Source organism: Mesorhizobium sp. WSM4311, from assembly GCF_002295115.1.
Lineage (GTDB): Bacteria > Pseudomonadota > Alphaproteobacteria > Rhizobiales > Rhizobiaceae > Mesorhizobium.
The window spans coordinates 126,277-139,487 of the sequence record NZ_NSFV01000011.1 but is presented as its reverse complement, the minus strand read 5'-3'; the positions used below and the strand labels follow the sequence as shown (position 1 = coordinate 139,487).

The 13,211-nt window shown below is 60.0% G+C and carries 8 protein-coding genes; 5 read left to right on the top strand and 3 right to left on the bottom strand.

The features are described from left to right. The first annotated feature begins 189 nt into the window (after nucleotides 1-189). Together CK226_RS25940 and CK226_RS25935 are read left to right on the top strand one after the other, a co-directional pair. Complete coding sequence (locus CK226_RS25940) at nucleotides 190-642, top strand: DUF2231 domain-containing protein (RefSeq protein ID WP_245437856.1); 453 nt, start codon at nucleotides 190-192, stop codon at nucleotides 640-642. After that, nucleotides 629-1,966 (top strand): sorbosone dehydrogenase family protein, encoded by a 1,338-nt coding sequence (locus CK226_RS25935; protein ID WP_095793411.1) that lies wholly within the window; start codon nucleotides 629-631, stop codon nucleotides 1,964-1,966. The genes CK226_RS25940 and CK226_RS25935 overlap by 14 nt, the downstream gene beginning before the upstream one ends. Before the next feature lie 110 nt (nucleotides 1,967-2,076). On the opposite strand, the gene CK226_RS25930 is transcribed toward CK226_RS25935, so the two are convergent. Then, the gene (locus CK226_RS25930) at nucleotides 2,077-3,090 is read right to left on the bottom strand and encodes an ATP-dependent DNA ligase (RefSeq protein WP_095793410.1); all 1,014 of its coding nucleotides are present in this window, start codon (nucleotides 3,088-3,090) and stop codon (nucleotides 2,077-2,079) included. Nucleotides 3,091-3,794: 704 nt separating this feature from the next. On the opposite strand from CK226_RS25930, the gene CK226_RS35085 reads away from it, so the two are divergent. Both CK226_RS35085 and CK226_RS34520 read left to right on the top strand, forming a co-directional pair. Beyond that, nucleotides 3,795-4,001, top strand: a complete 207-nt coding sequence (locus tag CK226_RS35085; protein WP_095790008.1) for a hypothetical protein — start codon at nucleotides 3,795-3,797, stop codon at nucleotides 3,999-4,001. Nucleotides 4,002-4,462: 461 nt separating this feature from the next. Further along, entirely contained in the window at nucleotides 4,463-4,744 is a 282-nt protein-coding gene (locus CK226_RS34520) for a hypothetical protein (RefSeq protein WP_142887697.1), read from the top strand. A gap of 631 nt (nucleotides 4,745-5,375) precedes the next feature. Here the strand turns inward: CK226_RS34520 and CK226_RS25905 are convergent. Both CK226_RS25905 and CK226_RS35695 read right to left on the bottom strand, forming a co-directional pair. Next, nucleotides 5,376-6,671: a divalent metal cation transporter gene (locus CK226_RS25905; RefSeq protein WP_095774623.1), complete on the bottom strand. Its 1,296-nt coding sequence runs from the start codon at nucleotides 6,669-6,671 to the stop codon at nucleotides 5,376-5,378. An 844-nt stretch (nucleotides 6,672-7,515) separates the two neighbouring features. Beyond that, on the bottom strand, nucleotides 7,516-7,740 hold the full coding sequence (locus CK226_RS35695) for a hypothetical protein (RefSeq protein ID WP_245437855.1): 225 nt from the start codon (nucleotides 7,738-7,740) through the stop codon (nucleotides 7,516-7,518). On the opposite strand from CK226_RS35695, the gene CK226_RS25900 reads away from it, so the two are divergent. Then, on the top strand, nucleotides 7,732-13,152 hold the full coding sequence (locus tag CK226_RS25900) for a HAMP domain-containing protein (protein ID WP_245437854.1): 5,421 nt from the start codon (nucleotides 7,732-7,734) through the stop codon (nucleotides 13,150-13,152). The genes CK226_RS35695 and CK226_RS25900 overlap by 9 nt on opposite strands. Nucleotides 13,153-13,211 lie beyond the last annotated feature (59 nt).

Below are 13,211 nucleotides of genomic sequence, written 5' to 3'. Positions count from 1 at the left end.
CCAGGCTGGCACGCCCTTTTATTTCGAGGGAGGCGAGCCGAAACCGAGTCGCTTTTGAGCGGGATCGGCGCCATTTCCTCCATTCACTTCTAGTGACCTACACGAAATCGCTTGGAACCTTCACCTTTGCCTCCTGTTATTTTAGTCTGATCTCAGACGCGCGCTCACTTCGCTCCCAGGGGGCAAAGCATGGAAAATCCGAAATCGACGGCTCAAATCGCCGGCCATCCAATCCATCCAATGCTGGTCACCGTCCCGATTGCCTGCTTCGTTGGCGCATTATTGACCGACATCGCCTATTGGCGGACCGCGGAAATGATGTGGGCAAACTTCTCGGCTTGGCTGCTGACTGTTGGCGTCATTGTGGGAATCCTGGCTGCCATCGCCGGGTTCATCGATTTCCTTTGGGGGCGCCGGATACGCGAACAACCGATCGCTTGGGTGCATATGGCTGGCAATCTCCTTGCGATCATTCTCGCCTTCTTCAACATGCTGGTGCACACGCGCGACGCATGGACGTCGGTGGTGCCGACAGGATTAATCCTCTCGGCGCTCGTTGTGGTCATACTGATCTTTACCGGTTGGCTGGGCTGGGCGTTGGTTTATCGCCATCACGTGGGAGTGGCAGATGAAACGACTTGACAGCAAATGGGTAGCCTTGGTTTTGCTCGGCTCGACTGCGCTGGGCGTTGCTGGCTGCAGCAATGACAATACTGATCCGAACGAGCAGATCGGACCAAATCCGAAACTGCCAGAAATCAACCAGTATCTTTTCCCGCCGATGCACCTGGCATCCGTTGTCGGCTGGAAGAATGATGAAACTCCGACCGTCGCACAGGGCCTTCGTATCCAAGCGCTTGCCAACGGCCTGCAGCATCCGCGCTCGCTCTACGTGCTGCCCAACGGCGACATATTGGTGGTGGAATCGAAGGCGCCTCCTGAGGCGTCAGCCAAGCGGCCAAAGGATCTCGTCATGGCGTTGATCGAAGGCTGGGTCACGTCCGGCGGCGACACCGGGCCGAGCAACCGCATCACCCTCCTGCGCGACGCCAATGGCGACGGCAAGCCGGATTACCAGGGCGTATTCCTTGATCAGCTGAATTCGCCCTTCGGTGTGGCACTGGTCGGTAACGATCTATATGTGGCCAACACCGACGCGATCGTTCGCTATCCGTATAATCAAGGCGACACCAAGATCACTGCACCCGGCAAGGTGCTCACGGAGTTGCCGGGCGGGCCAATCGACCACCACTGGACGAAGAGCCTGGTGGCGAGTCCGGACGGTTCCCTGCTCTACGTCGGGGTCGGTTCCAACAGTAACATCACCGAGAATGGCATCCAGGCCGAGAAAGACCGTGCCGCCATCTGGGAGGTCGACCGGGCCACCGGCCGGTCGCGCATCTTCGCCAGCGGGCTGCGCAATCCCAATGGCCTATCGTTCGAACCGCAAAGCAAGGCGCTGTGGACGGTCGTCAACGAGCGCGACGAGCTAGGGCCAAACCTGGTGCCCGACTACATGACGTCAGTGAAGGACGGAGCCTTCTATGGCTGGCCATACAGCTATTACGGCCAACATGTCGATCCGCGTGTCATGCCGCAGCGGCCGGATATGGTAGCCAAAGCTATTCCGCCCGACTATGCGCTGAGCTCGCACGTCGCGCCGCTCGGGCTCGCCTTCTATACGGCTGGAAACCTGCCGCCTTCATATCGTGGCGGCGCCTTTGTCGGTGAGCACGGGAGCTGGGATCGTGACCGATTCAACGGTTACAAGGTGGTCTTCGTGCCCTTCAGCGGCGGACGTCCCAACGGCAAGGCCCAGGACGTCGTCTCCGGCTTCCTCAATGCCAAAGGCGAGGCGCGAGGTCGGCCGGTTGGCGTGGCCGTCGACAAATCCGGGGCGCTCCTGATCGCGGATGATGTAGGAAACACTGTGTGGCGTGTAACGGCGGCGGCGCCAGGGTCATAAGGCATTTACGCCCTCAACGTCTGCAGTGCTCCTCGAGGGCGATTGCCGACGTCAAGGATAGGGCTGTTCGCTTTCGGAGGCTGATTGCGGCGATTGGTGCAGGTCTTGGACTAGCCTAGTTGCTCGAAAGTACATTGGGGCGGCGCCTTGTCTGGACGCCAGCGCACGAGCTTTGTTCCATGCCGGAAGCGGTCGCCGGTGACATGGTCAAAGCGAACCTCGACGACCAGTTCCGGTATTATCGGTTCCCATTCGCCGCTACGCTCGGTGCTCCAGCGGCTCGGGCCGCCCGGCGCCTTGCCGGTGAAGCCGGATCCGCCACGCAGGTGTTCGAGCTTTTCCGTCAGCACCGCACGCTCGTCATTGGCAATGGTCGATGTGAATCCGACATGATCGAGCAGACCATCTTTGTTGTAGAGACCGAGCAGCAGCGATCCAACCTGTCGTTTGCCGTTCAGATAGCGGAACCCGCCCACCACACAGTCGGCCGTGCGCAGGCGCTTTACCTTCACCATCGCGCGTTCGCCCGGCTTGTAGGGACCGTTGAGCAGCTTGGCCACGACGCCGTCGGTGGAACCGCTACCGGCGCCCTTCAACCACTTTTCGGCTGTCGCCAGGCTGGTGGCGGCCGGCGAAAGCCGCAAAGCCTTGGTTGTTGCCTTGGCCACCAAGTCCTCGGCTTCCGTGCGCCGATCATGCAATGGCAGGTCCATTAGCGGCCGACCTCCCGGAGCCACAAGCATATCGAAGACGACCAGGCGTGCGGGAGTTTCCCGACTGAGCTTGCGGATGCGGCTCTCTGCTGGATGAAGCCGCATCTGCAGCGCATCGAAAGAGGCACGGCCCTCGATCTCGATTATGATTTCACCGTCGATGACGAAATCTGTCGCCTCGTGCGCACTCAAGGCCGCCAGCAGTTCGGGAAAATAGCGGCCAAGCGGTTTGCCGGATTTTGCCCTGAGGTCGACGGCCTTGCCGCCCTTGAAGGCGAGGCAGCGGAAGCCATCCCATTTCGGTTCGTACTGCCAGGGACCGTCGTCTCGCGGCAATGCCATCGCCTGGCGCGCTTCCATGGGCTGCGTGTTCAAGGGCAAGGGAAACTCAACGCCGGATGCCCCTACCATCGCTCTGTCCTATCGCGATGGGGCAGGTCGATGCCGCAGCAAACCCAGCTGAGCGGCTGCGCGGATCCGTGATTGTGTTGTAGCTCGAGTTCCGCCGGATTGTCGAAGGTTCCGACAGGCAGGGCGATTTCCTGGACGGGGGCATCATAGGCAAGAGTAAGCTGCGTCCCGCACGCTTGGCAGAAGCCGCGCTGGGCGAGGGGCGATGACCGGCGGCAGGTAGGTTCCTCGCTTTGCCAAGAACCTCCGGTAGGAGGCAGCCACGCGAGCACCGCAAAGGCGCTGCCGGTCGCACCTCGGCATATGTCGCAATGGCAGTAATGCACGCGCGGGTCGCCTGCGACCCAATAGCGGATCTTTCGGCAGAGGCATCCCCCTGTACGTTCGATAGCAATGGCCCGGATGAAATTCTCTCCTGTGTTCATCCAACTTGAACGCTCGGCGCGGCAACTGGTTTCCGAGGGGACGGGTACCCGGGCGGGGCATTTTCCGACATTGCGAGGATCAACTACTGAATCTCAACAACCGCTTCGGCTCGCCCCAAACATATGTTGTCCTACTTGACCTTCGTGAAGTGGGGGTAAGGCCGCCTGGCATTGTGATGTCAACTCCGGACACGACCTCCAGCGTCGGCTGCGCTGACCCTTTCACCAGATAGCCACCGGCTGCGACCGGGGAGGGCGGTCCGCTTGCGGGCTCGCACAATGAGGGATCTCGACCTTGCCGGCAAGATCATCGCAAAGGGCGGCGCCTCGGCGAAGGTCGAGGATGGCTTCAAGGCGATGCAGGTCGGCGCGATCATGGCGCAAATCTTCTCGAAAGACGCCGATGGCGTTGCGCGCTTTGGCGGTTCTGCTGATCGCCGTGGCGACTGGGGGGCATCCTTCCCCGTTCGGACCTTACAACGGTAGTGAGGGAGCCCTTGGCGCAGCCGGTGCCGTCCGGACCTTTAACGCAAGCCTTTTGGAACATTCACCAGCGTCGCTAGTTCAGCGCTAAAGGAGCGCACAGATGAGACGATTGGCTTTGATAGTGGTCGCAGGCCTCATCGCCGGATGCAGTGACAATGGCGTCGACGGCTCGAAGACGAACTCGGTGAGCAATCAGCCGCCAGATCAGAATCCGCAAGTCGACAGGGATCCAACGGCGAAATCGAGCACGGGCGGCGATCAGCAAGGCGTCCAGCCAACTCAGCCAGCCGCGCCGCAGAAATAGACGAGGAACGCAAGGCCGGCAGATTGATCAGAGGTTGCTTCCAAGAATGACGTCGAAGCCGAACGTCCCAAGGGCAGCAGACGACGGCGTTGCAAGCCCTAATCCACGCGTATTCGGAACGAAGGAACGTTTCCGATGCCCTTTAAGAGAAGCTGCAATGCCCAATTTTCGTTTTGAAACTGTTGTTGCAGGTCGCTCCCACATTACTGTGCAGAATCTCGCGAGCGTCGACTTGGCCAGTCCCAAAGCTTTGGAATTGGTAAGAGCGGCGGCGAGCAGCGCTCCAGCAGATGCCGACCACTTTGGCTCTCACGTCAACGTCTACGATGATGCCGGCTATCTGGTCGCGGCTGTCAATTTCTCCGACCTGCTTGAGAACGGTCCATCGGATCCCAGCGATCCACCCGCCGAAGAGCCTGGTGTAATGCGCTCGGGTTGAGGACCCTCGAGGGCTCAAAAGTGCCACCGCCTCCCCTCAATTGCTGAAAGCCTTCGACGACAGGAGAGGTCCTCGCCGCCGATCTGCTCTCCGCACTCAAGGGCCCTGGGTGAGAGGCGCGATGTGCAGGCCTTGGATCACGACGTCAAGCCGGGAGTGCTTTCCGACATGGGAATGGCGACGACTGGCCGGCGCTAGTAAATCCTGGCGGCCGACCTTTTCATTCTCGGCACGCCGATCTGCTCGGACAGCCTTCCCCGTCGCCAGACGCGTGATGGCGCGCATGGACAGTACGGGACACCCGCACGAAACACGCCGTTGGTTACGCAGTTGGGAGTCAACAATGTTACCTTGAAAAGCCGCCAACCGCCCAACCTAGCGACAGGGCTAACACAAACCCGAGAATGACAGCTGTAAACAACCACATGCTATTGTCCGTCCTCCTCTGCAGGAGGCAGCGCGGGCTTCTCGCGTTGTCGCACGCAGAATTTCTGTGCGATGGCAAAGAAGATGGGCGGCTGATCCAGCGTCGAAGCTCCAAGACCTCCAACCCAATGCTTAAGGTGGGTTCCGCGCTGATCAGGCGTCGGCCCACCAGGCATCGGCGACGCCTTCCAACAGCCTGGGGTCTCTACCATGTTACGAACAGCGCCACGGCAGCAGCCGCCATCACCGCGGTGGCCACCCAGCCCATAATCTTGAGGCCTATTGGCAGCTGAAAATCGCCCATCGCCGCCCGCTTGCCCGAAAGATGCATCATCATGCCCATTACCGGGACAGCCACCACGCCGTTGATGACGGCGCTCCAGAACAGCGCCTTTATGGGATCGATCGAAGTGAAATTGAGGCCGGCGCCGATCAGCGTCGCTGCTGCAATCGTGGTATAAAAGGCTTTGGCCCGATGCGGCTTTTTGGCCAGTCCGACATTCCAACCAAGCGTCTCGCCCAACGCATAGGCGGACGAGCCGGCGAGCACCGGCAGGGCCAGCAGTCCCGTTCCGATAATTCCAATCGCAAAGACGAGGAAAGCGAACTTGCCTGCAATCGGGCGAAGAGCTTCCGCCGCCTGCGATGAAGTCTCGATGTCGGTGACGCCGCTGGCGTGCAGCGTTGCAGCCGTCGTCACGATAACGAAGAGTGCGACAGCGTTCGAGATCGCCATTCCAAAATAGGTATCGATGCGAATACGTTTGAGTTCTTCCGGTGCCTGCTCGGGCGCTACCCTCAACGGCGATGCTTCATCGCGCTCCTTGACTTCCTCAACTTCCTGTCCGGCCTGCCAGAAGAAAAGGTAGGGGCTAATCGTAGTCCCAAGGATGGCCACGACGGAGGTGATGTATTGGTTTTGAAAGCTGATGTGTGGAACAATCAGATTGTAGCCGACCGTCGACCAGGGCACTTTCGCAACGAAGGCCACCGCGACATAGGCGAGCAGCGACAGCGTAAGCCACTTCAGCACCGAAACATAGCGAGCGTATTGCGAGAAGATCTCAAGCAGGGCCGTGAGGATCCCGAACGTAGCGACGTACAGTAGCTGGGGACCGCCCGCGATCAGTTTCAGCGCAGCTCCCATTGCGCCAAGGTCGGCACCGATATTGATTATATTGGCGACCATCAAAAGGAAAACGATCGAGATGCCGACTGCAGATGGATAGTGCTTTCGCAGATTGCCCGCTATGCCACGGCCGGTAACGCGGCCAATCCTGGCGCTAATTTCCTGGATGGCGCACATAAGAGGCCAGCTGAACAGCATTACCCACCCCAGGCCATAGCCGAACTGGGCACCGACCTGAGAGTATGTTGCGATGCCGCTGGGATCATCGTCCGAAGCGCCCGTGATCAATCCCGGGCCAATGATCTGCAAAATCTTCGAGCTATCCGGCTGATTTACCGATGCAGCGGCAGTCTTGTGCACGATCTCAGTCATATTCCTCTCGCTATTCGCTCTGGTGGCGGATCTCTTGAAGTTCGGTGAGCGGCGGTGGTCGCGCTGCTTGGTCTCGCCGTCACGCTGGGGACAATTTTCATTTCAGTTGACGCTAATATTTCTCACACCAAATGCGAGAGATCCCCGATCGTTCCGCGCCGGACGCTTTTGAAGAATGGCAAATTGCGCCGCGGAGAAACCGAAGGCGACGCAATGCTCAGCCTAAAGGAGCTCTCGGTCTCGCTCGATGATTGGTACTGCGGTCGTCGAGGAGACCGAAATCCCATCACCGCTGGCGAGCGGGTTCTGGCCGCTGGCGAGTCGGGTCGAGGAAAGCACGCACGTTCGGGCGATCGGTGGCCTGTGGCCTTGGGCGCGGCAGCGGTAATTTCCATCCCGACAAGCGAATGTTCATATTGCCTTTGGAGCGGCACAAGGACGGGGCAAAACTTGTCGGCGAGATCGATCTGATCCCGCGCAGGAGCCTCAGGAAATTGCGAGCCTTTCTGCGACACCCACGGGCCGGCTGAACCGCGTGTGAAAAGAAGGGACGTCGTTGTTAGAGAACCAGGGCGGGCGCTCGGCGACGCCAGTGCAGTTCGCCATCCGGTAACTCACACGTTCGTGCAATTTTCGACTTGGGATAGTTGATAAATGCGGCGCGGAACAAAATTGAAATTGCGGCGTTTGGAGGCTTGGGGGGTAGTGTGACGTCCGCGCACGAGGGGGATTTATCCTACATGGATCGATTGGGAGTGGCGCTGTGACTGTGCAGGCATCCAAGAAGCAATTGGCCCGTCGTAGCATACTGAATTCTTTGAAGGCCTTCCGACGTGGTGACTTTTCAGTCCGCATCGACAACGTCTACGAAGGCCTCGATTCCGAGATCGCAGAAACCTTCAACGAGATCGTGGATCTGAACGATCAGGTCTCCCGAGAATTCGAGCGTCTGAGCAGGGTCGTTGGCAAGGATGGGCGGATAGGCGAGCGTGGCCGCGTCCGCAACGCTACAGGCAGTTGGGAATCCAGCGTCCGGTCCGTCAACGATCTCATAGAAGACATGGTCCAACCCACCGCCGAGGTCGCTCGCGTTATCGGCGCCGTAGCCAAGGGTGATCTGTCGCAGACGATGATGGTCGAGATCGACGGCCGACCGCTGCGCGGCGAATTTCTGCGCATAGGCAAGATCGTCAACACCATGGTTGGTCAGCTTGCTTCCTTTGCCTCCGAGGTGACGCGCGTGGCGCGCGAAGTCGGCACCGAAGGCAAACTCGGCGGTCAGGCGCGCGTGAAAGGTGTCGCCGGGACGTGGAAAGATTTGACCGATAACGTCAACGCCATGGCAACGAACCTGACCGGCCAGGTGCGCAACATCGCGGAGGTGACTACGGCGGTTGCATCCGGAGACCTGTCGAAAAAGATCACCGTCGACGTGAAGGGCGAGATCCTGGAGCTGAAGAACACGATCAACACGATGGTCGACCAGCTCAATTCCTTCGCTTCGGAAGTGACCCGCGTGGCGCGCGAAGTCGGCACCGAAGGCAAGCTCGGCGGCCAGGCGCGCGTCGAAGGCGTCGGTGGGACATGGAAGGATCTGACCGACAATGTAAATTCCATGGCCGAGAACCTGACCGGCCAAGTGCGCAATATCGCCGAGGTGACGACGGCCGTCGCCTTGGGCGACCTGTCGAAGAAGATCACGGTCGATGTGAAAGGCGAAATCCTTGAGCTGAAATCGACTATCAACACGATGGTCGACCAGCTCAATTCTTTCGCCGGCGAGGTGACCCGCGTCGCGCGCGAGGTTGGCACCGAAGGCAAGCTCGGCGGCCAGGCTCAGGTGCGCGGCGTTGCGGGCACTTGGAAGGACCTCACTGACAACGTCAACTCGATGGCTGAAAATCTCACTGGACAGGTGCGCAACATCGCCGAGGTCACGACGGCGGTTGCTTCTGGAGATCTTTCAAAGAAGATCACCGTCGCGGTTCAAGGTGAAATCCTGGAGTTGAAAGACACCATCAACACGATGGTGGACCAGCTGAACTCTTTTGCCTCGGAGGTGACGCGCGTGGCGCGCGAAGTCGGCACCGAAGGCAAGCTCGGCGGTCAGGCCGAGGTGAGGGGGGTTGGCGGCACGTGGAAGGATCTGACCGACAATGTCAATCTGATGGCTGCCAATCTGACCGGACAGGTGCGCAACATCGCCGAGGTGACTACGGCCGTGGCACGCGGCGACCTGTCGAAGAAAATCACCGTCGACGTCAAGGGCGAAATCCTGGAGCTTAAGGATACTGTCAACACGATGGTCGATCAGTTGAATTCCTTCGCTTCGGAAGTGACGCGTGTGGCGCGCGAAGTCGGTTCGGAAGGCAAGCTTGGTGGACAGGCCCATGTCGAAGGCGTCGGCGGCACCTGGAAGGACCTGACCGACAACGTCAATGCCATGGCTGGCAATCTAACCGTGCAGTTGCGCGATGTGTCCAAGGTGGCGACGGCGATTGCCACCGGCGACCTGACGCAGAAGATCACGGTCGATGCACTGGGCGAGATCTTGCAGATCAAGGACGTCATCAACACGATGGTGGACCAGCTCAATTCGTTCGCATCGGAGGTGACGCGCGTGGCGCGCGAGGTCGGCTCGGACGGCAAGCTGGGCGGCCAGGCGCAGGTGCGTGGCGTCGCCGGCACCTGGAAGGATTTGACCGACAACGTCAATGCCATGGCCGCCAATCTTACCGGCCAGGTGCGCAACATCGCCGAAGTGACCACGGCCGTGGCGCTTGGCGATCTGTCGAAGAAGATCACCGTCGACGTCCGCGGCGAGATTCTGGAGTTGAAGGACACGATCAACACGATGGTCGACCAGCTCAATTCCTTCGCCTCGGAGGTCACGCGTGTGGCGCGCGAGGTCGGTACCGAAGGCAAGCTGGGCGGCCAGGCTCAGGTGCGCGGCGTAGCTGGCACTTGGAAAGACCTGACCGACAATGTCAATTCAATGGCTGAGAACCTGACCGGCCAGGTGCGCAACATCGCCGAAGTGACAACCGCTGTGGCGCGCGGTGACCTCTCCAAAAAGATCACGGTCGACGTCAAAGGCGAAATCCTTGAGCTCAAGTCGACCATCAACACCATGGTGGACCAGCTCAACTCCTTCGCCGGCGAGGTGACCCGCGTGGCGCGTGAGGTTGGCACCGAGGGCAAGCTCGGCGGCCAGGCCCGCGTTGAGGGCGTCGCCGGGACCTGGAAGGACCTGACCGACAACGTCAACCTCATGGCGACGAACCTGACCAATCAGGTGCGTGGCATCGCCGACGTCGTGACAGCGGTTGCGCAAGGTAACCTCAAGCGCAAACTGACGGTGGACGCCAAGGGCGAAATCGCTTCTCTCGCTGACACCATCAACGGCATGATTGAGACGCTGGCCACCTTCGCCGACCAGGTGACCAATGTCGCGCGTGAAGTGGGCATCGAGGGCAAGCTCGGCGGGCAGGCCCGCGTGCCGGGCGCCGCAGGCCTGTGGCGCGACCTCACCGATAATGTCAATCAGCTCGCCGCCAACCTGACGACTCAGGTGCGCGCCATTGCCGAGGTTTCGACGGCGGTAACCAAGGGCGATCTGACCCGTTCGATCAGCGTCGAGGCCTCAGGTGAAGTCGCCGCTCTCAAGGACAATATCAACGAAATGATCCGCAATCTGAAGGATCAGACGCTGAAGAATGCGGAGCAGGATTGGTTGAAGACCAATCTCGCGCGGTTTTCGCGCATGCTGCAGGGCGAACGCGACCTTGCCACGGTCTCGCGGCTTATCATGTCCGAGCTCGCTCCGCTGGTGAACGCGCAATATGGCGTCTTCTACGTCACCAACCGCGACGAAGAGGAATCCTATCTTGAGTTGGCGGCGTCGTATGGCGCCGAAAGCAGGGCCGCCATAAAACAGCGTCTCGATCTGCGCGAAGGCCTCGTCGGGCAAAGTGCCGCCGACAAGCGCGCCATCATGCTGAACAATGTGCCGCCGGAATTTCTGCGCGTAACGTCGGGTCTCGGCAGCGCCTCGCCGGCCAACGTCATCATCCTTCCGGCCTTGTTCGAGGATGAGGTCAAAGCCGTCATCGAACTCGCCTCGTTCGGCGAATTCCGTGACACCCATCAGTCCTTTCTCAACCAGCTGATGGAATCCGTCGGCATCGTTCTCAACACCATTGCCGCAACGATGCGCACCGAGGGGCTGCTCAAGCAGTCCCAGCTGCTGACCTCGGAATTGCAGGCGCGGCAGACCGAGCTGACCAAGAAGCAGGAAGAGTTGCATGCCACGAACGAGGAGCTGCAAGAAAAGGCGCAGCTGCTCGAGAACGAAAAAAAGCAGGTGGAAAACAAGAATCTCGAAATCGAGATGGCACGGCGCGCCCTGGAGGAGAAAGCCGAACAGCTGGCGCTTACTTCCAAGTACAAGTCCGAGTTCCTGGCCAATATGAGCCACGAACTGCGTACACCGCTCAACTCATTGCTCATTCTCTCCAACCTCCTTGCGACCAACCAGCAGGGCAATCTGAATGAAAAACAGGTCGAGTTCGCGCGCACCATCAATTCTGCCGGAACCGACCTTCTCAGCCTCATCAACGACATCCTCGATCTGTCGAAGATCGAGTCCGGTACCGTCTCGATAGATATCAACGATATGCCGGTGACCCATCTGCGCCAGCATATGGAACGCACGTTCCGCCAGTTGGCCGCCGACAAGGGCCTCGGCTTCACTATTAAGGTCGATCCCGCACTGCCCGAGACGGTCCGAACGGACGAGAAGCGCCTGCAGCAGATTGTCCTCAATCTGCTTTCGAATGCATTCAAGTTCACATCGCAGGGCGAGGTCAGCTTGAATTTCCGGGTCGAGAAGGCGGGCGGCCGCAACCGTTCCGGGCACGCGACGAAGGCCTTGGCGATCGCAGTGACCGACACCGGCATCGGCATCCCGGAAGATAAGCAGAAACTTATCTTCGAAGCTTTCCAGCAGGCAGATGGAACCACCAGCCGCAAATATGGCGGCACCGGGCTCGGGCTTTCGATCAGCCGCGAGATCGCTCGCCTGCTTGGCGGTGAGCTACGGGTTGAAAGCACCCCGGGCAAGGGCTCAACCTTTACGCTGGTCATACCGTTCGCCGGTCCCCGTGTGGCGGCCGCCCAGTCGGCCTTACCTGCGCCGACCGAGGTTGCTGCCGAGCCGGCATCGCTCGGCAGCTCGCCCTCGGCGGAGCTGATCGATGATCGCGATTCCATCGCGCCGACCGATCGGGTCGTGCTCATTGTCGAGGACGACCCGACCTTTGGCGGGCTCCTGCTTGGTCTCGCTCGTTCGGCGGGCCTCAAAGGCGTCTTGTCGAATGCGGGGTCCGGCACCCTGGCCCTGGCTCGCAAACTGGTTCCCGATGCCATTACGCTTGATCTAGGGCTTTCGGACATCGATGGATGGGTGCTTTTCGATCTGTTGCGCCATGATCAGAAGACGAAGGGAATTCCCATTCACGTCATCTCGGGTGCCGAAGCCATAGACAGTCTCGCCCGCAAGGGGGCATCCAGTATTTCCACCAAGCCTGTTTCATCCGACGACCTCATGCAGGTGTTTCAGGATATCCATTCCAGGAAGCTGCGCATTCAGCGGCGCGTGCTGGTCGCGGACCCCGACCCGGAGCGCCGGCTATCGCTCGTCGAAGCGATCCGCGACGGCGTGACCTCGGTCACTGCGGTCGGCCGTTTCGCGGCAAATGCCGACGATATCGGCACGGCTTCATATGATGCCATCGTGCTCGGTTTCGGGCGCTCGGCCAAGGACAATGCACAGTCGCTGGACGAGCTCGCCGACCAGTTCGACGGAACCCTTCCGCAGCTGTTGTTCTTTGCCCCTCATCCTGATGCGCTTGAACAGGTGTTGGCCTTGAATCCGGCGCTTGCGAATACGCCGCGGGCCGAGAATTTCGCTCAGCTGGCGCTTCATATGTCGGCGACGCTGCCAGGAGAGGACCGTGAGGAGCGCGCAACGGAAACCGAGCATGCGGGCAAGTCCGACCTGGCTGGGGCGAAAGTTCTCATCGTCGACGACGATATCCGCAACATCTACTCGCTCACCAGTGTCCTGGAGACGTACGATATTCAGGTTCTCCATGCCGAGCGGGGCCGCGACGGCATCGCACTGCTGGAGCAGGTGCCCGATGTCGACGCCGCTTTGATCGATATCATGATGCCGGAGATGGACGGCTACGAGACGATGCGGCGTATTCGCGCGACGCCGGCGATCGCTCACATCCCGCTGATTTCCGTCACTGCCAAAGCGATGAAGGGCGATCGGCAGAAATGTCTCGACGCCGGTGCTTCGGATTATATCGCCAAGCCGGTCGATCTTGATCTGCTGCTGGCATTGCTTCGTGTCTGGATAGGCCGTTCCCGGGGACGCACGGAGAACCCGGAACAAATGCTCTTGGCAGTGAACTGACGGCCGGTCCATGCAAAAGCCTTCGAGAAACAGGGTAAGAAAACTTGAGGCCGGGCAAT

Bases quoted from the DNA above. Each gene is read 5' to 3' on its own strand.
- CK226_RS25940 (WP_245437856.1), top strand. From the start codon at position 190: ATGGAAAATCCGAAATCGACGGCTCAAATCGCCGGCCATCCAATCCAT.
- CK226_RS25935 (WP_095793411.1), top strand. From the start codon at position 629: ATGAAACGACTTGACAGCAAATGGGTAGCCTTGGTTTTGCTCGGCTCG.
- CK226_RS25930 (WP_095793410.1), bottom strand. From the start codon at position 3,090: ATGGTAGGGGCATCCGGCGTTGAGTTTCCCTTGCCCTTGAACACGCAG.
- CK226_RS35085 (WP_095790008.1), top strand. From the start codon at position 3,795: ATGAGGGATCTCGACCTTGCCGGCAAGATCATCGCAAAGGGCGGCGCC.
- CK226_RS34520 (WP_142887697.1), top strand. From the start codon at position 4,463: ATGCCCAATTTTCGTTTTGAAACTGTTGTTGCAGGTCGCTCCCACATT.
- CK226_RS25905 (WP_095774623.1), bottom strand. From the start codon at position 6,671: ATGACTGAGATCGTGCACAAGACTGCCGCTGCATCGGTAAATCAGCCG.
- CK226_RS25900 (WP_245437854.1), top strand. From the start codon at position 7,732: ATGGTCCAACCCACCGCCGAGGTCGCTCGCGTTATCGGCGCCGTAGCC.